A 19,548-nucleotide genomic window follows, 5' to 3' on the forward strand; every position below is an offset into this window, starting at 1 on the left:
CACCACAACCGACACCGAAAGGCACGACAAATGAGTGACAACCAGATCCCGGATGCGGCTACCGACCCCCGCATCGACCCCACGATCCGCGCGTTCCTCGCTGAAGCGAACAAGGATGCGTCGCCGTTCTGGCTCCTCCCCGGCGAGCAGGTCCGAGCGACATTGGCCGGGCTGCAGGCCTCCGCTCCGCGAGACCTCACCGGGGTAACCGTAGAAGAGAAAGATGTGGTCGTCGACGGACAATCCGTCAAGCTCTACATCCAGCGGCCCGAAGGCGCCGAGGGCGCGCTCCCAGTGATTCTCTTCATCCATGGCGGCGTGTGGATCGCCGGCGACTTCAACAACCATCAGGGCTTCAGCCGCGACCTCGCGGTCGGCACCGGCTTCGCCGCCGTCTTCGTCGAGTACACGCCGATTCCCGATGCGATCTTCCCCACCCAACTGCACGAGTCGTTCGCGGCCCTGAAGTGGATCGCGCAGGAAGGAGCCGCCAGTGGACTGGACGCGTCGCGGATCGCCGTCGCCGGAAACAGCGTCGGCGGCAACCTCAGCGCCGCACTCGCCCTCTTTTCGCGTGACAACGGCGGCCCCGAGATCAAGCTGCAGCTGCTGCTCTTCCCGGCCACCGACTCCAACGTCGACACTCAGTCGTACGCGGACTTCGCCGAGGGCCGCTTCCTCGCCCGCGACTTCATGAAGTTCGGCTGGGACGTCTACGCCCCAACCGAGGAGATCCGCAACGACATCTACGCCGCCCCCCTGAAGGCAACCACCGAGCAGCTTCGGGGGCTCCCGCCGGCGGTCGTGATGACCGCAGAGAACGACCCGCTTCGCGATGAAGGAATCGCCTACGCCCGAAAGCTCCGCGAGGCGGGGGTCGAGGCGAGTGCCGTCGAATACATCGGACTCATCCACGACTGGATGCTTCTGAACCCCATCCAGTCCACGCCCGGCGTGCAGACCTCGTTCCGGCACGCCATCGCCGACCTCACGCACTACCTCGCTTGATCGGCCTCACGAGCAGCGGGCCACGGGACATCCCCGCGGCCCGCTCTCGTGTTTCGTGGTCGACGTCCCGGCGGCTCGTCTGCCGGAATACCCGCACTCGATTGCGCGGTTGCAGTTAGCGTGTTCCCGATTCCAGCGCATCGATCCCTTCAGCGGGGCGCCCTCGATCGTGCGCTGTCTTCGCTCGACTGGCCGATCGAGGCCGCGCGGCGTGAGCGACTGGCATCCGGTGAACGCGTGCGGCGGGTGCACGACTCCGCCGGGTTGATCTACGTCTCCGCCGGGACCGTGACGGTTCGAGCCGGCCACGAGCGGAGCGAGCTCTCCGCCGGCGATCTCGCCATCCTGCCCCGCGCCCACCGTGTGGAGATCCGCGCCACGCGTGAGGCCAGCGTCGTCAACGCCTGGTTCCACCCATCCGGAGGCTCGGCGCAGACCCTCGCCACATTCCCCGACACCCTGCTGGTGAGGGACTTCTCCGCTCGGGAGCCGAACATGGCGATGCTCATCGAGGGCATGGTCTGCGGAGCAGCCGGCGACTCCGATTACACTCGCGCGGGCGACGCGGTGGTGTGCAGCCTCATCTCCACCACCGTCGTCTCGGCCGCGATCAGGCTGTGGGCGGAGCTCGGTTGCGCTCCCGAACGATGGCTGCACCAGGTGTCCGACCCGTTCATCGCTCGCGCGCTCGATGCGATCCACGAGACCCCCGGGGAAGCCTGGACCGTGCAGGACCTGGCACGGGTGGCGACCATGTCCCGATCAGCCTTCGCGGAACGCTTCACCACGGTCGTCGGCCGCACCCCGTCGTCGTATCTGACCGCCGTTCGGATGGAGGCCGGCAAGACGCTTCTGGCCCGCGGGATGAGCGTCTCGGAGACCGCCCAGCAGCTCGGGTACGAATCCGAGGCCGGATTCAGGCGAGCCTTCCGGCGGCACACCGGAGCCGCCCCCGCCACCTGGCGCGGACGGCAGCGGTCCGACGTTCTCCCTGCTGCGTAGAACCGTCGACGACGAACCGTCTACGACGTCGCGTGCCCAACCCTCACGGACCTGGCCACTCGGAAGAGGATCCCGCCGACGAGAGTGGCGACCGCAGCGGAGATCAGCACCACCTGCACTCCGGCACTGTCGGTGAGCAGACCGCCGATTCCGGCTCCCAGGGTGATCGCGAGCTGGAATCCGGCCACGATCAGTCCGCCCGCGGCTTCCTTCCGATCGCCGGCGAGCTGCCCGATCCACGTGCTGACGACGAGCAGCCATGGCCCGAACCCGACGCCCCACAGCGTTGCGCCCACCGCGACGGCCCAGAACTGTCCAGGAAACAGAGCGACGGTCGCGATGCCCAGACCGATGAGAATCGGTACGACAAGGCGCATCGCGTTGAGATGCCGGTCGACGAGCAATCCACCGACGAGGTTGCCGGCGAGGCCACCGATACCGAACGCCGCGAGCAATGCGGCGATCCCGCCCGCGTCGATGCCGTGCACCCGCTCCAATGCCAACCGGATGAAAGTGAAGGCGGCGAAATGGCCGAGCACGGTGAGCACATGCCCGATCAGCCCCAACGACAGGCCAGGGATCTTGAGGGTGGCTCCCAGCTCACGGAGCCCGGACACCGCCACCGGAGCGATCGACGGCAACGCCAGCCGAAGCAGGATGGCGACCAGCACCGACACGACGGCCACACCGCCGAAGACCACACGCCAGTCGAACACGGTGCCGAGGTAGGCGCCCAGTGGAACACCGGCCACCGTGGCCACCGCCGTTCCGCCGTTCACGAACATGAGGCCGCGGCCCAGGCGCTCCGGCGGCACCAGCTGGGACACGATCGCCAGCGACATCGCCCAGAAGCCGCTGATGGCTGCGCCCAGTAGCAATCGCGCTGCAAGCAGCAGCAAGAGGTCGGGTGCGAAAGCCACCAGCGCGTTGGACAGCGCTGCGGCCAGCACGACCCAGATCAGCAGCGTCCGCCGGTTCAAGCGAGGAAAGAGGATGCCCACCACCGGGGCGACCAGAAACCCGACGAAGGCGGTCACGGTGACGGCCTGACCCGCCTGGCCCTCGGTGATGCCGAGCGATGCCGCCATCGGGGTCAGGAGGCTGGGCGGAAGGAATTCGGCGATCACCAGCGTGAAACTGGTGGCCATGAGGATGATCGCCCCGATCCATCCTGCGCGCTCGGAGCGAACAGGGGCGAGGATGTCGGGCGCGGCACTGGTTGTCATCCTCCGATGTTTTCGAGAATGCGCAATCGATACCGGACCGATCGTCCACACCAGGGGGCCGAACGTCCGCGGCGCAGCCGGCCAATGCGGTCAGGCGGGTCGCCGGATCGTGTCAGTCCGGGTCGTCGCCGTCGCGTTTCGGCTCGACGAAGCCATCGGCGTCGTACGGCCCCGGCCCGCTCTCGCCCATCGCGTCGTCCTCCGGATCGATGTCCAGCGGGTCACCGTACTCGGGCGGGTACTCTCGTGCTTCGTTCATTTGTCAGTCCTTTCGGTCGATGCCCCCGAGGAGCTCCTTGAACGCCTTCTCGATTGTGGGGTGGTCGTACTGCCCTGCGCGGCTCTCGCCCGAGATCACGGCGCAGCGGTGATCGGCGACGTCTCCAGGTGCCGATCACCGTGGCCCCCTCGAGTCGTTTCGTCAATCCCCCGTCAGTGAGCGGATGCCCGCGGCCGACATCTTCTCATTGGAATGCTCTTGTCAATAGAGTATTCTTCTGAGGCATGGCGGACACTTCGATGCGCGAACCCACATTCTGGATACTCACAGCGCTCTCGACCGGGCGACGGCACGGCTACGCGCTGATCCACGAGGTACAGCAGCTCTCGCACGGGCGCGTCGACCTCAAAGTTGCGACGCTCTATGCGGCTCTGGATCGGCTCAGCCGTCAGGATCTGGTCGTGCCGGACGGCGATGAGGTGATCGACGGGCGGTTTCGTCGGTTTTTCCGGCTCTCGCCGGCTGGTCGTAGCGCGCTCACGGCAGAGATCGAACGCATGGAACAGAATGCCCGGGACGCACGCGCCCGCCTCGCCCTAGCGCCGCGCACGCCACAGGCGGGGTTCGGCGCATGACGACGTCGGATCTGAGCCGCGCCTATGTGGGTCTCCTCGCGTGGTATTCCCCGGAATGGCGTGCCGAGCACGGCGACGCGATGCTCGGCACACTGCTCGACCGGGCGGATGCCGAGTCCCGAACGCACGTGTCTCTCGCTGAGCGCGCAGAGCTGATCACCGGCGGCCTCCGAGAGCGCCTACTCGGTCCACGGCATCTGGCCTTGCCGAACGTGATTGCTCTCAGCGCCGCGACCGTCGTGTCGTTCGCCGACTCCAGCGTCAGGCGGTCTCCGGGCCTCCCGCTTGCCGGATTCGCCGAACCGTTCTCCAACCCCAGCGTGGTCACCGCCGCACTGATCGTCGGAGCCTTCCTCTGCATGATGCTCTCGCGACCCGTGCTCGCTCGCATCCTGAGTCTCGCGAGCGTCGTCGTCGAAGTCACGGTCGGCGTACTCGGGCACACCTTCGACTGGTTCGGGACGAGTTGGGGCACCGTAGCCCTCTTCGCCGCACTGGCATTACTTGCCGCCCTGCCGATGCGCCGCACGACGACCGCTGTCACTGCAACAGCAGCGGTAGGAATCGTCGTGACCGCCGCGGTCTTTGTTCCGATCGCCGTCCACCTGAGCTCCGATTTCTTCTTCTGGTCGCTCGTCACACTGTTGTCGATCGTCATCCTCACCGGGATCGCTTGCGCGGCGACGAGAGCTCGCGTTCGTCGGCACTCGATCTCGGGAACGGACCAAACAGAGACCGGCCTCCGCGATTAGCTCGGGTGCGGCCCGGATGCACCGTCGGTCCACCGTTCGAGGAGCGCCCCGAACTGGTAGTCGAAGACCTCCACCAGGTCCATGTCGGGATCGAGCAGCCATTGGAGCTCGATCCCGTCCATCATCGCGAAGAGTCCGCGCACTTCGAGTGCGGCTTCGGCCCGCGTGAAGGGGCGGACCTCCCCGAGGCTCGCTGCGTGCAGCAGCTGATCGGTGGCCGTGGCGATCAGCGCCGCGTAGCGGCCGGTCATGAAGGAACGGGCGGGATGGTCCGAGTGGGAGGCCTCGGCCGCGAGGGTGAGGAATAGTTCGATCAGGCCGCGGTTCTGGGTGTGGTATTTCATCAGGTGGGCGAACCGCCGGAAGTACCCGAGGCCGTCGTCGCCCGCGGGTACGTCGACATCGCTCTCGTTCGCCCAGTAGTCGAGGACCGCGATGTAGAGCGACTCCTTGCTCGGAAAGTGGCGCATGAGCGCGGCGGGGCTCACGCCGACCTCATCGGCGATCTGTCTGAGCGAGCCCCCGGCGTAGCCCTTCTGCGCGAAGACCTTCGCCGCGGACCGGAGAATCTCGGCCCGGCGTTTGATCCCGTTCTTGTAGGGCCCGCGCACGGTCGTCGACACGTATCACCTTTCAGATCGCAGTCGGGGAACGCTTCCTTGCGGAAATGTTATCACTCGTTTATAGTTGGCGAATCGTGAACATGTGACAACAGTTCACACGACGCCGGAACCGGCTCAATGACGAGAGGCACGAATGACCGAACGACCCGAGAACCGGCACACAGCGCACAGTCCGCTGGCGTCCGCGGAGACCCTCGAACAACGGATCCCCCTCGGAGTCGGAATCGTCGGCGCGGGCCCCGTGACCCAGGCGATCCACCTGCCGACCCTCGCCAAGCTCGGCGATCGCTTCCGCGTGACGCACGTCATGGATGTCGCACCCGCTCTGGCCGAGCAGGTCGGCCTGCGAGCCGGCGCGTCGTGGTCCACCACTCTCGAAGACCTCCTCGCCGATCCGTCGGTGGATGTGGTGGCGATCTGCAGTCCGCCGGAATACCACGTGTCGCAAGTGATCGCAGCGTGCCGGGCCGGCAAACGAGCCGTGCTGTGCGAGAAGCCCTTCGCGCTCAGTGTCGAGGACGCGCTCGACGCCATCGCGGCGTCGGCGGAGTTCGGGGTTCCGCTGCTCGTCGGTGCGATGCACAGCTTCGACTCCGCGTGGCTCGCGGCGCGCGCCGCATGGGCACGCTCGGGGTCGGTCGCGCACACCATCCGATCCTCGATCGTTCTGCCGCCGAACTCTCGCTTCGAGGATCTCGCCACCGAACTCGTGGGACGGGCGGCCCCTCTCGCCGATTCCGCAACCGCGTCTCCCACCTCGCCCGCAGACCTGTTGCGCGACGCTGTGCTCGGTGTCGCCGTGCACGATCTGCCGCTCATTCGCACGTTCCTCGTCGATCCGGATGCGCTCCGCGTCCTCTCGGCGTCCTTCGAGTCGCCCTTCGGATACCTGATCGTCCTGGGCGATGGCACGACGACGATCGAGCTGCGCGCCGCCTTCACCGACACCTGGAAGCCGGACTGGCGTCTCGAGGCGTTCGCCGACGATGTCTCGCTGTGCCTCAGCTTTCCGCCGTCGTACGTGCAGGCCGGGTCGAGCGTCGCCGAGCTCCGGTCACCGTCGGGCGTCGAGGTGTTCGGTCCGTGGCCCGCGAACGGCTACGAAGACGAATGGAGACACGTAGCGGATCTCGCCGACGGCGGCACACCCGCGCAATCGCTCGACACGATCGGCGGAGACATCGCGTTCGCGTTGCGGGTCGCAGACGAGTCCGCCGCCCTGCTCGACGCGCCACGTCTGGTGGTGGCGTCGTGAGCCCGTCGCTCGGCACGAGGGCACTCGGGTCGCCCGCGTTGCGTCACCGCGTCGCCGCGATGGTCGCATCGTTACCCGCGTCGTTCCACCTCACGGACGGCCCGGCGGACGTGGTCGCCCTCGACGGAGACGGCGACTGGACCGCACGGGCCCAGGAGGCGCTGCGGGGAGGTGCGCGCGCACTCGTGGTCAGTGATCCGGAACCGCGGGATACCCGCGGGCTGCTCGCCGACGCTGAGCGCCTCGGAGCCACCATCGCGCTCGACTCTCCGTGGTCGCGCAACCCGGCCGTGCCCGCCGCGGCCGCGGAGCTCTCCCGCAGGCTGAGCGGCGGCGGCGGTCTGCTCGAACTCGAGGTCGTTTCCGGGCTCGGCGCGCCCGTCCTCGCAACGGTGGCCGCTCAACTCGCACTCGTTCGTTCGCTCTCCGGGCCGGTCACATCCGCGAAGCTGGTCGCCGCCACCGCACGGGGCTGCACGATCCTGGGATCCATGAATCCGGATGCACGTGTCAAGCTCGTGACCATCCAGACCGATGCTCGGCCTACGTCGGCCCGACTGCGGTTCATCGGTCGCGATGGTTCGGTCGACCTGTCGATCCCCGATCCGTCGACATCCAGACCGGCCGAGCTGACGCTCACGACGCGCGACGGCTCGATCCTGATGCCGACCGTCTTCGAAAGCGCGCGCCGGTCGGTCTGGCGCTCGCTCCACTCTGCCGTGACGGCAGACCGACCCCTGAACGACCTCGACGAGTTCATCGGGGACGCCGACATCGTCCGCGCACTCGCCGACGAACTCACTGCTGTGCCCGACCACGATTTCGACACCGATCGAAGGAGAAAGACCCGATGATCCGCATCATCCTCGACACCGACCTGGCGATGGGCGCCCCCGGCTCCGACATCGACGACGGCTTCGCACTCGCACTCGCCCACGCCGACCCGGACATCCGGATCGAGCTGGTGACGACCGTGAACGGCAACACGGATGTGGAGAGCGCGACGCTGCTGGGCCTGGAACTCGCCGAGAGGCTCGGGGCAACGTCGATCCCGATCGTGATGGGAGCCTCGGCTCCGCTCCTGCGACCGGATCGGGCCCGGAGAGCGCCCGGCGGGATCCGGGAGCGTTACGGGCACCGGTCGCCGCAGCCCGGCCACGCCGCCGAGAAGATCGTCGAGCTCGTGATGGCCAATCCGGGCGAGATCACCGTGGTGGCGATCGGGCCGTTGACGAACATCGCCGTTGCGATGTCGCTCGATCCCGGCTTCGCCGCGGCGGTCAAAGAGATCGTCATCATGGGCGGCATCTTCCTCGGTCAGACGAACAAGGCCGAGATGCCCGGGGAGTTCAACGTCTGGGTGGACCCCGAGGCGGCATCCGCCGTGCTCCACTCCGGCGCTCAGCTCAGATGGGTCGGTCTCGACGTCACCATGCGGGTGCGGCTCAGCCGTGAGGATGCGGGGGCTCTGTCGGCAGGCACAGGCTCCTTCGCTCCGTTCGCAGGAGAGTACACCGCCGCCTGGATCGACTTCCTCGCAGCGGCCAATCCCGGCGACACCTCGCAGGCCGACTCGTGCGCCATGCACGATCCCCTCGCCGTCGCGGTGCTCACCAGGCCCGAACTCGTGACCTGGAGGGACGCCCATGTCGACATCGTCACCGGTGAAGGTCTCGCCCGTGGCGTGATGGTCGCGGACCTCCTGACCTCAGAGCACCCGCCGGCGGCCAACTGCCGCATCGCTGTCGATGTCGATGCGGAAGCGTTCCGAGCGCACTTCCTCGGAACGATCGCCCGGCTCTGAGCCGGAGCACCCACCGTTCCACCACGTTCCACCAAACAGAACACAACAAGTGAAGGGAAACACCATGTCACAGCGACCCGGGCGTTCTGTCCGTCGTCTCGCCGTTCTCGCCTCACTGTCCCTCGGTGCAGTGGCGCTGGCCGGCTGCTCATCGGGTGGGGGCCAGGCTGCCAATGGAGGCAGCTGGAGCCTTCCGACGAAGGACCCGACTGCGACCATCCACGTGCTGAGCACTTTCGCGCTCGACACCACGACGGGAATGAAGGACTTCCTCGACACCTTCCACAAGGAACACCCCACGATCACGGTCAAGTACGACGTCGTACCGTTCGACTCGCTGAACAACACCGTGGACTCGCGTGTCGGCAACAAGTCGGGAAGCCCCGACCTCTACTGGGCCGACCAGCCCAGGATCGCCTCGCTCGCCGCGCGGGGTGAGGCGGAGGACCTGACCAAGCAGTTCTCTCAGTACAAGGGCGCGTTCGACCCGGCGAGCTACGAGTCGGGAATCTACAACGACAAGCTCTGGGCGCTGCCGATGACCAACTCGACGCAGCTGCTGTTCTACAACAAGGACCTTCTGAAGGCGGCGGGCCTCACCCCTCCGTCAGCGGACCCGGATGACCGGATGTCGTGGGAGCAGCTCGACACCGACGCCGTGAAGGCGAAGGCGGCGGGAGCACAGTACGGCTTCATGTTCGAGCAGGTCGATCGCTACTACCAGCTCGAGCCGCTGGGCGTCTCCCTCGGTGGCTCGCCCGGAGTGAAGGGCAGCGACAACCTGACACCTGACATCACCTCTCAGGCGTGGGTGGACGCGATGAACTGGTACGGCAAGATCTTCGCCGACGGCGCCTCGGCCAGAGGCGTCGCGGTGGAGCAGACCATTCCGGACTTCCTCGCCGGCAAGACGGCGTACTTCGTCGACGGACCGTGGCTCGTCGACCGGCTGAAGGCCTCGAAAGTCGATTGGGGAGTGGCGCTGCAGCCGAAGTTCGAAAGCGGCAAGGCCGTCACGCCCGACGGGTCGTGGTCGGTCGCCATGAACCCCTTCAGCAAGCAGAAGGAGGCCGCCGGCATCTTCATGAAGGCGATGACGGTCGACAACGGGTACGTGGGCGACCTGCCTGCGAACGTCGAGGGCAAGAAGGAGTACTTCGCCAGGGATCTCTTCGCATCGCCCGAGGGTCAGGTAGCGGCCAAGATCGTCGACTACGAGACCTCGAACACGGCCGTGAACCGGCCGACGACGGTCGGGTACATCGAGTTCGAGAGCATTCTGAACGCCACCTTCGCCGATATCCGGAACGGCGCGGATCCGAAGACATCGCTCGAGAAGGCCTCGGACTCGCTCGTCAAGGCCTGGGCGAAGTACAAGAAGTAAGAGGTCAGAGCGTATGAGCACGATTTCCAAAGCTCGCGCGCTGCGAGCGGTGCCGGCGACATCACGTCGCCGGCACCGCCTCGGCGGCCGGCGCCAGGCGTTCTGGGCCACGGTCTTCCTGGCGCCGGCGCTGATCGCGATCGGCGCGCTGCGGTTGGCGCCGACGATCTCGGCCGTCGGGTCGAGCCTCTACCAGGGGTTCCCGGGCGGCATCATCCCGGCCACGTTCGCGGGCTTCGCGAACTACGAGCAGCTGTTCGCCGACCCCGACTTCATCGCCACGATCTGGCGGACCATCGGATTCAACCTGATCATCAACCCGCTTCAGGTGATCCTCGCCCTGCTGATCGCGGTCGTCATGACGCAGCGCATCCACCTGTCCGGCGTCTGGCGCACGCTCGTCTTCATACCGGTCACGATCCCCCTCGTCGGGTCCAGCATCGCGTGGGGTGCGGCACTGCAGCCCGACGGGCCGGTGAACTCCATCATCTCGGCGCTCGGGGGGCAGCCGCAGCCGTTCTTCACCTCGCCGTCGCAGGCGCTCGGGTCGATCATCGTGCTGGCGTCGTGGGTCGGAATCGGGTTCTGGATGATCTTCCTCATCGCCGGAGTCCAGGCGATTCCACCGGAACTCTACGAAGCCGCGCGCCTCGATCGAGCCGGGCCAGTACGCACCTTCTTCCAGATCACCATCCCGCAGCTCAAGCGCCCGCTGCTGTTCGTGCTGGTCGCCGACACCGTCTCGAACTTCGTGCTGTTCGTGCCGATGCAGCTGCTGACCATGGGAGGCCCGCAGCACAGCACGACGGTGCTGATGTTCAACGCCTGGCAGACGACGTTCGCGTTCGGCAGCCGCAACCTCGGGGCGGCCCAGGTCGTGATCCTCACGGCGATCATGCTCGTCTTCGTGCTGCTCCAATTCCGCCTGCTTCGAGAGGACTCCGAGCGCTCATGACCTCACAACTCGGCATCAGCCGCGTCGACGGCACGCGGTCGATCACGCACGTCGCGCACCGCCGGCGGCGACTGGGACGCACCAGTTGGGGATACACCACGCTGGCCGCGTTCATCGGTCTGGTGTTCGTCGCCCCGGCCCTATGGATCCTGATCGGCTCGTTCCGTCCGACGGACGACATCTTCGCGTCGTTGACCCCGCTGAGCTGGAACCTCATCATTCCGACGCGTGCGTCGTTCGACAACTACATCGCCCTCCTCAGCGGAGGGTTCGCCCACGCCCTCGGAGTCACCGCACTCGTCTGCATCGGCTCCGTGCTCCTCGGCCTGGTGCTCACGCTGCCGGCCGCCTATGCGCTCTCGGCCTTCACGTTCCGGGGGCGCAATCTGGTCTTCGGGTTCGTCGTGATCAGCTTCATGATGCCGTTCGACGCGATCGCCATTCCGCTCTCTCAGCTCTTCAGCGACTGGGGGCTGACCAACTCGCTCGCCGGGCTGATCCTGCCGGGTATCGGAAACGGCCTGGCCATCTTCAACCTCCGGCAGCACTTCCTGAACATTCCGCAGTCGTATCGCGAGGCCGCGATGCTCGAGGGTTCCTCGGAGCCGAGAATCCTGTGGTCGATCTACATGCCGATGAGCGGTGCGGCGATCTCGAACTCGATGCTGCTGATCTTCCTCGGCCAGTGGACCGCGTATCTGTGGCCGCTCCTGGTCGTCAGCGACAGCTCGCTTCAGGTGGCGCCGGTCGCGCTCGCCATGACGTTCGGGGAGCATTCGGCGGACTACGGCCAGAACTTCGCCGGAATCATCATGCTGTCGCTCATCCCGGCCGCCATCGTGTTCACGATCCAGCGAGTCTTCGGACAGCTTTCCTTGTCGAGTGGTGTGGACTAGGAAGACCATGACGCACATCTACGTCTTCGGCAGCATCAACCGCGACCTGATCGCCTCGGTCGACACGTTGCCCCGGCCGGGAGAGACGCAGGTCAGCCGTGACTTCCTGCGCCGGGGAGGTGGCAAGGGCGCGAATCAGGCGTTCGCCGCATCCCGGATCGCCGATGACGACGTCGTCGTCCATCTCGTCGCGTGTGTCGGCCGGGATGAGGAGGGGCAGTCGCTCACGGCCGAACTGAACGCATCGGGCGTCGACACGACGTACGTGACCGCGGTCGACGCACCGACGGGACTCGCGATGATCCAGGTCGCCGCGGACGGGGAGAACACGATCGTCGTCGTTCCCGGGGCGAACCACCTCTGGCCGGCGGGGTCCGTGCGGTCGGTCCCCCTGGCCGCCGACGACATCGTGGTCTGCCAGCTGGAGACGCCGCTCGACGTCGTGGCCGAGATCGGTGCGCACGCGCGTGCATCCGGTGCTCGTCTCGTCGTCAACGCGGCCCCATACGATGCGCGCGCCGCCGAGATCGTGCGGTCGGCCGACATCGTGGTCGTCAACGAAGGCGAGGCGGCGGGGTTCCTCGGCGTCGAGGCCTTCGATGCCGAACTGCTCGCAGGGTCGGCCTCGATCGGCGGCGAGGTGATCGTCACTCTCGGTGGGAGCGGCTCCCTGCTCCGCGGATTCGACGGCCTCCTCGCGACCGTCGACGCCTTCGCGGTCGACGTCGTGGACACGGTCGGAGCCGGGGATGCTTTCGTCGGGGGGCTCGTCGCCGCACTGGCCGGTGGCGACTCCGTGCGCGAAGCCGTCGACGTCGCGATGGCGGCCGGGGCGCTGACCGTGGGCGTCAACGGTCCGCGCGACCCCGCCTTGAGCCGGGCGACGGTGGACGCGCTCCGTCGCGCCGACCGTGATGCGAACCGCTAGAGCACCTCGCTCAGCCGGCCGGTGTGGACGTCGAAGACGAACCCCCTGATCGGCACGTCCGGCGAGATCCACGGATGCGACCGGGCCTTCTGCACCTGTTCCCTCGTGTTCTGCTCGGCGTCGGTGAAGCTGTAGAACCTGGCCGGCGCGATCGGCGACACGCCCGTCTCCCGGCGGAGGCGCTCCTCCAGCTCTGCGTCGGCGAACGTGGTCATCCCGCACTCGTTGTGGTTGATGATCATGATCTCCCGGGATCCGAGGACCTGGGTCGAGATGACCAGGGATCGCACGGAGTCGTCGTCGATCACGGTGCCGACGTTCCTGATCATGTCGACGTCTGCGTCGTCCAGCCCCAGCATCCGAGTGATGCCGGAGAGGCGGGGATCCGCACACGTGACGATCGCGATTCGAGGCGCCGGTGGACCGCTGTGGCTGGCATCGTAGTCTTCGGCGATGACCGCGTTCGCGCTCAGCGCCTCGTCGATGAGGCTCATGACTTCTCTCCTGTCCTGACGGACAGCTCCGCCCACCGAGAACTCGGGGTGGCTGCCGTGTCCGAAGCCGACGCTAGTCCTGGGGCCCGCCGGTAGGAAGGCCGGGATCGCGCGGCGGCGGCTGGTGTGCGACCCATGACGAAGGGCTACCATGACCGGCACCGCACACATCTCGAGAGGAACTCCCCCATGCCCGCGCTGACCGACACGTTCACACTCTCCAACGACGTCAGAATTCCGAAGATCGGGTTCGGCACCTGGCAGATTCCCGACGGCCCTGCAACGTACGACTCGGTGCGCACGGCACTCGACGCCGGGTACCGACACATCGACACGGCGCGCGCCTACGGCAACGAGGCGAGCGTCGGCCGGGCAGTCCGCGACAGCGGCATCCCTCGCGACGACATCTTCATCACGACGAAATGCCCGGCCGAGGTCAAGGATGCGGCCGGCGCCCACCACGCGTTCGAGCGTTCCACCGCTGCTCTGGATCTGGGCACGATCGACCTGTACCTCATCCACGCGCCGTGGCCCTGGAACGCGATCGGCAGCGACCACCGCGCCGGCAACATCGAGGTCTGGAAGGTGTTCGAGGAGCTCTACGAGGCAGGTCGCACTCGCTCCATCGGCGTGAGCAACTTCGAAGTGGACGATCTGGAGTCCCTCACCGCGGCGACGAGCATCGTCCCCCACGCGGACCAGATCCGCTGGTTCGTCGGCAACACGCAGCCGGCGACGACCGCGTACTGCCACGAGCGGAACATCCTGGTCGAGGGATACTCGCCCCTCGCCACCGGTCGCCTGCTGGGCAATCGCGACATTGCGAAGATCGCTGCTAAGTACGGCAAGTCGGTGGCGCAGGTGAGCATCCGGTACCTGCTGCAGAAGGACATTCTGCCGCTGCCCAAGTCGACCACGCCGAGCCGTATCGTCGAGAACGCAGACGTCGACTTCGAGTTGACCCCGGAGGATGTGGCTGCCCTGGATGCGCTGCAGGCCGGCCGCCGCTGAGGCGCCCGGCGACGATCGGTCAGCTGGCGGCGAGCTCCGGTTCGCGGGCCAGGCCGACCGCGGGCAGCAGTACGCCGTCGATCAACGAGATCAAGAATGCGCGATCCACCGGCTTGCGGAGGATCAGCAGGCGGTAGGCCGCCATCGACGGCGTGATGTGCGAGAGCGTCTCGATGTCGCTGTCGGCCGAGATCTCACCCCGCTCGACGGCTCGGCGCATGAATGCCCGGTAGACCGCCGCCCGCGGCTCGACGATCGCGTCGTTGACCGCCTCGGCGAGATCGGGGTCCTTCGTCAGCATCGACATGAGGCCGGCCATGATCTGCAGCTTCTTCTCGCCCTCCTCGATGCTGTGCGGCTTGATCAGGGAAAGGAGGTCTCCACGCAGCGTTCCGGTGTCCGGCAGGGAGTCGAGGTCGGCGTCGGCCCTCTTCATGCAGGCCACCGCGTCGATGACGAGGTCGGCCTTCGAGGCCCATCGACGGTAGACCGTCGCCTTGCCGGCCTTCGCGCGGGCGGCGACCATATCGATGGTCATGCCGTCGTAGCCGGTCTCGCCGAGCACCTCGAGGGCGGCGGCGAGAATCTCCGGGTCGCGGGTGAGGTCGCGCTTGCGCCCGAGCTTCGCGGTGGTTGCGAGCGGGTCGGTCGTGGTGTCGAGCTGCGTCATTGCGGCTTCCTTCGTAACTGTCATGTCCATCCAGTCCATTGTAAGGTTAATTTCAGAACTGCATAGATCCGAAACTCAGTAGTTTCGTATATGCTGGCATCCATGTCGCAGACCACATCCCCCTCGGGCGCATCCGACACCCCCAGCATCCCCGTGGCGCCGCATCGTTGGTGGACGCTCGTCACCGTAGCCCTCGCGCAGGTGATGGTCGTGCTCGACTCCACGGTCGTCAACATCGCCCTGCCCTCCGCGCAGGCCGAACTCGGCTTCTCCGACGGCGAGCGCCAGTGGATCGTCACGGCGTACTCCCTCGCCTTCGGCAGCCTTTTGCTGTTCGGCGGCCGGTTGTCCGACCTCATCGGCCGCAAACGCGCGTTCATCATCGGCCTCATCGGTTTCGCCGGGGCCTCCGCGCTGGGTGGCGCCGCGACGACGTTCGGGATGCTCGTCGGGGCCCGAGCGCTGCAGGGAGCGTTCGGCGCACTGCTCGCCCCCACCGCGCTGGCCGTTCTGACAACGACGTTCACCATTCCGAAGGAACGCGCTCGCGCGTTCGGCGTCTTCGGCGCCATCGCCGGAGCCGGCGGCGCGATCGGCCTGCTGCTCGGCGGGTTCCTCACCGAGCAGTTCGACTGGCGCTGGAACCTCTACATCAACGTCTTCATAGCGATCATCGCGATCATCGGCGCCTCGATCTTCGTCGTTTCGATCAAGCGGTCGGGTCCACGGCCCAAGCTCGATGTTCCGGGCACCGTGCTCGTCTCCGGCGCGCTCTTCAGCCTCGTCTACGGCTTCTCGAACGCCGAGACCGACGGCTGGGGCTCGCCGCTGTGCTGGGGGATGCTCGCGGCATCCGCCATCCTGTTCGTCGCGTTCGTGCTCTGGCAGCGCCGGGCCACGCATCCGCTGCTGCCACTGGCGATCGTGCTCGACCGCAATCGTGCGGCCTCGTACAGCTCGATCCTGATCGCCGGCGCCGGGCTGTTCGGCGTCTTCCTCTTCGTCACGTTCTACCTGCAGACCACGCTGAAGTTCACGCCGATGCAGACCGGCCTGGCGTTCCTGCCGATGATCATCATGCTGATCACGGCTGCGCAGCTCTCGACGAACATCTTCGTGCCGAGGTTCGGCCCCAAGGTCATGGTGCCGATCGGCATGACCATCGCATCGAGCGGGATGGTGTACCTCACGCACCTCGGAGTCACCGCGAACTACGCGGCCGACGTGCTCCCGCCGCTGATGATCATCGGTGTCGGAATGGGCTCGATCATGCCCGCGGCGATCCAGACCGCCACGCTCGGAGTCGACCGCCGGTTCGCGGGCGTCGCCTCGGCGATGGTGAACACGAGCCAGCAGGTCGGCGGGTCGATCGGAACCGCCCTGCTGAACACGCTGGCCGCCACAGCCGCCACAAGCTACCTCGCCTCGCACCTTCCGCCCACGGCAGAAGTCGCCGCCCAGGCCGCCGTTCACAGCTACGCGACCGCGTACTGGTGGGGCGCCGGCTTCTTCGCCTTCGGCGCGGTGCTCTCCGCTCTGCTGTACCGTCGCCGCGGCGTCGGCGCGACGCTCGGCGAGCCGTTGCCGGCGTCGTCCAGCGGTGCGGGCACGACGCCCCAGCCGACCGAGCCGGTGGTCGCGCAGTAGGTGGAACGCGGGGCCAGACGTGCACGCCATGCAGAGAACGAGCATCCGGCTTCGCCTACAGTGAACGGATGATCACCAGACGGGAAGCGGCCCTGCGCCTCGACATCTCCCTCGAGATGGCCAGGCGCCACGACCTCCCCTCCCGGATGAGCGAGCACGAGTTCTCGGAGCTCACGGACAACCCGCCCGCCTGGCTGCAGCAGTCGCGCGCGAACCGCACCGGCAAGAAACCGGTCTGGGTTCAGCTGACGTGCGACATCTGCGGATACACCGAATCGGCACGCCCGAAGAAGTGGTGGCCCGACTTCAGCTACCTGAGCTGCGACCACCACCCGGCGAGCGAACTTCCCGACCCGCTACCGGGCCTGAGCCGTCGCGAGGTCGACGGGATCGGAACCCGCTTCGTGGGAATCGTCGACGAGCATCCGGGATCAGCGGCGGCCACCGCCTGACCCGGCGGCTAGCGGCCGGCGAGGTAACGGGCGACGGCCTCGGCCGTCGCCTCGTGATCCACGACATCCGGCTCGCCCGAGGTCGTGATCGTCGCGGCGAGCTGCCCGTCGACGAAGATCGGGACGCACCCGCCCCAGAATTTGTAGCTCTCGTCGAGGCCATCGGCGATAGACGGGTCGGCCTCCTTCAGCAGCCGGGCGAGCAGCGAGCTGACCCCGAACTTCTTCGTCACGAGGATCTTGCCCTGCATGACCTCGGCGTTGCCCTGCCCGGTGCTCCCGAGCTGGGCGCGGAACGCGAGCTCGTCTCCGATGTGGACGTCGACCGCCAGATCGCGACCCCACTCCCGGATGACCTCGACAGCGAGCTCACCGAGCCGCACCGCGTCGTCCCGGGTGAACGACGACACCTCGGCGGGCGGGACGTTCTGGAGCTGTTCGATCGTGTAAGTCGGTTCAGGACGCGTCATGTCACTCAGGCTATCGAGTCTTTCGTCGCCGGCCGCGCAGCTCGGCCCCGCCGGCCGCCGGAGGGGTGGGCGTCAGCCTGCCTGCGGATCGAAGGCTTTCGACGCGAACACATCCAAGCCGAGGGCGTGGGAGAGGTAGCGGGCAGCGCGTTGCCCGCGGACGCTGTTGCCCGCCGCATCCAGCCGAGGCGAGAAGGTGCCCAGGCCGCCCTTGCCCGGTGCGACCGTGATGATGCCCCCCGAGACGCCGCTCTTGCCCGGTACGCCGACCTCGAACAGCCAGTCGCCCGAGAACTCGTACAGGCCGGACGTGGCCATCACGGCGAGAGTGTCCCGGCTCACTGACGCGTCGACCACCTTCTCTCCGGTGATCGGATTGACGCCACCGTTCGCGAGAGTCGCCGCCATCACAGCGAGATCGGCGGTCGTGACCAGCAGGGAGCACTGCTTCGTGTACACGTCCGTCGTCTGGATGGGATCGAACTGCATGCGCCCGTAGCTCTCCAAGAGACGGGCGATCGCCATGTTGCGCTGGTTCGTGGCCGCCTCCGATTCGTAGACCGCTTCGTCGACGTCGAGCGGATGCCCCGCGAAGCGTGACAACCCGTCCCGGATGAACGCCCACTTCGCATCCGACGTCGTCCCCGGTACGAGGCCCGTCGTCGTCATCGCGCCGGCGTTCACCAGAGGGTTGCGCGGATCGCCGTCGCTCAGTTCCAAGGCCATCACGGAGTTGAACGGCAGACCGGTGTTGTTGACGCCGACCAGACGGGAGACCTCGGAGTGCCCCAGTGCGTGGCAGACCAGCGCGAACACGAACACCTTGGAGATCGACTGGATCGAGAACGGATACGCTGCGTCACCGACGCTCGTCGACCGCCCGACCACGCCGCACACGCTCAAACCGAAGAGCGCCGGGTCGGCGTTTCCGAGCGACGGGATGTAGTCGGCGACTTTTCCCGTGTCGAGGTCGCGGTACCGGGCGTGCGCTGATTCGAGCAGCGCCGTGATGCGCTCGACATCGGGCAGGCTGCCTGTCGAGACCGCCTCATGCACGGCCGCAGGCGCGTCGTCGGCCAGGGCGCCCGTCGAGAAGTCGGGGAGCGTGGCGTGGCGTTCCGAGTAAGCCATCTGGTCCTCCAGGATCGCTCGATGGTCCCGCCCCCAGCATGCGTCACTCGGCCCGCCGAGTAAAGCACCACGACCGACATCATCCTCTTCGGGTGATCGCCCCAGCGGTCGGGAGGACTACGTTGTCGCCATGACCGATCGGAGCGAACTCGACAAGCCCGCGAACACGGTGCTTTCCGACCTGGTGCACGGCCGCATCATGCACCTGCCGATCAGCGTCGACGCGGCGATCGAGGACTTCCACGACACGTCCCAGGAATGGCGGAGGCTCTTCTCGGAGCTCCTCGGAACCTTCTTCCTCGTGCTCGTCGCTGCGGGTGGCGGGATGATGGGCCAGGCCTTTCCCGACACGATCACCCGCACCGATGCGGTCGTCGCGCCCGGCCTCATGGTGTTCGCGATCATCCTGTTCATGGGCAAGGTCTCCGGTGCGCACCTCAACCCCGCGGTGAGCATCGCATTCGCTCTGCGCGGCGACTTCCCGTGGGCACGGGTGCCCGGGTACATCGTCGTGCAGCTGGCTGGGGCATCGCTCGCCGCCTGGTTCCTGACCGGTGTGCTCCCCGTCTCGGCGTCATCCGGTTCGAACTATCCCGCGAGCGGCTACGCGGCGGGCATCGCCTTCGTGATGGAGCTCGTGCTCACCTTCGGCCTGGTGAGCGTGATCCTCGGCACGGCCTCGGGGGCCCAGAACCTCGGGATCATCGGCGCGTTCGGGGTGGGCGCGTACATCATCCTCGCCGGGCTGTGGGCGAGCCCGATCTCGGGTGCATCCATGAATCCGGCACGCACTTTCGGACCCGACCTCATCTCCCTGGACTTCACGTCGTACTGGGTCTACGCCCTGGGGCCGATCGCCGGGGCCGTGATCGCGGTCGGAGCGGCGTTCGTGCTCCGCGGCCAGGGTGGTGGATCGGCCGGTTCCGGGGCTGCGCAGGGTGCGCTGAAGACGAGGGTCGCGAATCCGGACAAGCTGTGACGTCGG

General features: G+C 67.1%; 22 protein-coding genes. 15 read left to right on the forward strand and 7 right to left on the reverse strand.

Annotated elements, in window-relative coordinates:
- Window positions 1-30: 30 nt before the first annotated feature.
- A complete protein-coding gene (locus ACFVV0_RS00300; RefSeq protein ID WP_387056892.1) occupies window positions 31-1,008 on the forward strand; it encodes an alpha/beta hydrolase in 978 nt (325 codons plus the stop codon).
- A 120-nt stretch (window positions 1,009-1,128) separates the two neighbouring features.
- Window positions 1,129-2,010 (forward strand): helix-turn-helix domain-containing protein, encoded by an 882-nt coding sequence (locus tag ACFVV0_RS00305; protein ID WP_387056894.1) that lies wholly within the window; start codon window positions 1,129-1,131, stop codon window positions 2,008-2,010.
- 20 nt (window positions 2,011-2,030) lie between these two features.
- On the opposite strand, the gene ACFVV0_RS00310 is transcribed toward ACFVV0_RS00305, so the two are convergent.
- Both ACFVV0_RS00310 and ACFVV0_RS00315 read right to left on the reverse strand, forming a co-directional pair.
- Window positions 2,031-3,236: an MFS transporter gene (locus ACFVV0_RS00310; protein ID WP_387056896.1), complete on the reverse strand. Its 1,206-nt coding sequence runs from the start codon at window positions 3,234-3,236 to the stop codon at window positions 2,031-2,033.
- 112 nt (window positions 3,237-3,348) lie between these two features.
- Complete coding sequence (locus ACFVV0_RS00315) at window positions 3,349-3,495, reverse strand: hypothetical protein (RefSeq protein ID WP_387056898.1); 147 nt, start codon at window positions 3,493-3,495, stop codon at window positions 3,349-3,351.
- Between the two features lie 245 nt (window positions 3,496-3,740).
- Between ACFVV0_RS00315 and ACFVV0_RS00320 the strand changes: the two genes are divergently transcribed.
- A complete protein-coding gene (locus tag ACFVV0_RS00320) occupies window positions 3,741-4,091 on the forward strand; it encodes a PadR family transcriptional regulator (RefSeq protein ID WP_387056900.1) in 351 nt (116 codons plus the stop codon).
- On the forward strand, window positions 4,088-4,843 hold the full coding sequence (locus tag ACFVV0_RS00325) for a hypothetical protein (RefSeq protein WP_387056902.1): 756 nt from the start codon (window positions 4,088-4,090) through the stop codon (window positions 4,841-4,843). Before ACFVV0_RS00320 ends, ACFVV0_RS00325 begins: the two co-directional genes overlap by 4 nt.
- Here the strand turns inward: ACFVV0_RS00325 and ACFVV0_RS00330 are convergent.
- Window positions 4,840-5,466, reverse strand: a complete 627-nt coding sequence (locus ACFVV0_RS00330) for a TetR/AcrR family transcriptional regulator (protein WP_387056904.1) — start codon at window positions 5,464-5,466, stop codon at window positions 4,840-4,842. The genes ACFVV0_RS00325 and ACFVV0_RS00330 overlap by 4 nt on opposite strands.
- A 133-nt stretch (window positions 5,467-5,599) precedes the next feature.
- Between ACFVV0_RS00330 and ACFVV0_RS00335 the strand changes: the two genes are divergently transcribed.
- The 7 genes from ACFVV0_RS00335 to ACFVV0_RS00365 all read left to right on the forward strand — a co-directional run bounded on the left by ACFVV0_RS00335 (window position 5,600) and on the right by ACFVV0_RS00365 (window position 12,688).
- A complete protein-coding gene (locus ACFVV0_RS00335) occupies window positions 5,600-6,721 on the forward strand; it encodes a Gfo/Idh/MocA family protein (RefSeq protein ID WP_387056906.1) in 1,122 nt (373 codons plus the stop codon).
- Window positions 6,718-7,575, forward strand: a complete 858-nt coding sequence (locus ACFVV0_RS00340; protein WP_387056908.1) for a hypothetical protein — start codon at window positions 6,718-6,720, stop codon at window positions 7,573-7,575. The genes ACFVV0_RS00335 and ACFVV0_RS00340 overlap by 4 nt, the downstream gene beginning before the upstream one ends.
- Window positions 7,572-8,525, forward strand: a complete 954-nt coding sequence (locus ACFVV0_RS00345; RefSeq protein ID WP_387056910.1) for a nucleoside hydrolase — start codon at window positions 7,572-7,574, stop codon at window positions 8,523-8,525. Before ACFVV0_RS00340 ends, ACFVV0_RS00345 begins: the two co-directional genes overlap by 4 nt.
- Before the next feature lie 64 nt (window positions 8,526-8,589).
- Window positions 8,590-9,909 (forward strand): ABC transporter substrate-binding protein, encoded by a 1,320-nt coding sequence (locus tag ACFVV0_RS00350; protein ID WP_387056912.1) that lies wholly within the window; start codon window positions 8,590-8,592, stop codon window positions 9,907-9,909.
- Window positions 9,910-9,922: 13 nt separating this feature from the next.
- Window positions 9,923-10,864: a carbohydrate ABC transporter permease gene (locus ACFVV0_RS00355; RefSeq protein ID WP_387056914.1), complete on the forward strand. Its 942-nt coding sequence runs from the start codon at window positions 9,923-9,925 to the stop codon at window positions 10,862-10,864.
- On the forward strand, window positions 10,861-11,760 hold the full coding sequence (locus ACFVV0_RS00360; protein WP_387056916.1) for a carbohydrate ABC transporter permease: 900 nt from the start codon (window positions 10,861-10,863) through the stop codon (window positions 11,758-11,760). Before ACFVV0_RS00355 ends, ACFVV0_RS00360 begins: the two co-directional genes overlap by 4 nt.
- 7 nt (window positions 11,761-11,767) lie before the next feature.
- Window positions 11,768-12,688, forward strand: a complete 921-nt coding sequence (locus ACFVV0_RS00365; RefSeq protein ID WP_387056918.1) for a ribokinase — start codon at window positions 11,768-11,770, stop codon at window positions 12,686-12,688.
- Here ACFVV0_RS00365 and ACFVV0_RS00370 read toward each other — a convergent pair.
- Window positions 12,685-13,182 (reverse strand): beta-class carbonic anhydrase, encoded by a 498-nt coding sequence (locus ACFVV0_RS00370; protein WP_387056920.1) that lies wholly within the window; start codon window positions 13,180-13,182, stop codon window positions 12,685-12,687. The genes ACFVV0_RS00365 and ACFVV0_RS00370 overlap by 4 nt on opposite strands.
- Window positions 13,183-13,371: 189 nt before the next feature.
- Between ACFVV0_RS00370 and ACFVV0_RS00375 the strand changes: the two genes are divergently transcribed.
- On the forward strand, window positions 13,372-14,193 hold the full coding sequence (locus tag ACFVV0_RS00375) for an aldo/keto reductase (RefSeq protein ID WP_387056922.1): 822 nt from the start codon (window positions 13,372-13,374) through the stop codon (window positions 14,191-14,193).
- 19 nt (window positions 14,194-14,212) lie between these two features.
- Here ACFVV0_RS00375 and ACFVV0_RS00380 read toward each other — a convergent pair whose 3' ends face one another.
- The gene (locus ACFVV0_RS00380; RefSeq protein WP_387056924.1) at window positions 14,213-14,893 is read right to left on the reverse strand and encodes a TetR/AcrR family transcriptional regulator; all 681 of its coding nucleotides are present in this window, start codon (window positions 14,891-14,893) and stop codon (window positions 14,213-14,215) included.
- 72 nt (window positions 14,894-14,965) lie between these two features.
- On the opposite strand from ACFVV0_RS00380, the gene ACFVV0_RS00385 reads away from it, so the two are divergent.
- The gene (locus tag ACFVV0_RS00385; protein WP_387056926.1) at window positions 14,966-16,510 is read left to right on the forward strand and encodes an MFS transporter; all 1,545 of its coding nucleotides are present in this window, start codon (window positions 14,966-14,968) and stop codon (window positions 16,508-16,510) included.
- A gap of 68 nt (window positions 16,511-16,578) precedes the next feature.
- Window positions 16,579-16,962, forward strand: a complete 384-nt coding sequence (locus ACFVV0_RS00390) for a hypothetical protein (RefSeq protein ID WP_387056928.1) — start codon at window positions 16,579-16,581, stop codon at window positions 16,960-16,962.
- 8 nt (window positions 16,963-16,970) lie between these two features.
- On the opposite strand, the gene ACFVV0_RS00395 is transcribed toward ACFVV0_RS00390, so the two are convergent.
- Both ACFVV0_RS00395 and glsA read right to left on the reverse strand, forming a co-directional pair.
- A complete protein-coding gene (locus tag ACFVV0_RS00395) occupies window positions 16,971-17,432 on the reverse strand; it encodes a heme-binding protein (protein WP_387056930.1) in 462 nt (153 codons plus the stop codon).
- A gap of 72 nt (window positions 17,433-17,504) precedes the next feature.
- Window positions 17,505-18,563 (reverse strand): glutaminase A, encoded by a 1,059-nt coding sequence (gene glsA, locus ACFVV0_RS00400; RefSeq protein ID WP_387056932.1) that lies wholly within the window; start codon window positions 18,561-18,563, stop codon window positions 17,505-17,507.
- Window positions 18,564-18,693: 130 nt separating this feature from the next.
- Between glsA and ACFVV0_RS00405 the strand changes: the two genes are divergently transcribed.
- A complete protein-coding gene (locus ACFVV0_RS00405; RefSeq protein WP_387056934.1) occupies window positions 18,694-19,542 on the forward strand; it encodes an MIP/aquaporin family protein in 849 nt (282 codons plus the stop codon).
- The last annotated feature ends 6 nt before the right edge of the window (window positions 19,543-19,548 follow it).

This window comes from Leifsonia sp. NPDC058230 (assembly GCF_042882245.1).
GTDB lineage: Bacteria > Actinomycetota > Actinomycetes > Actinomycetales > Microbacteriaceae > Leifsonia.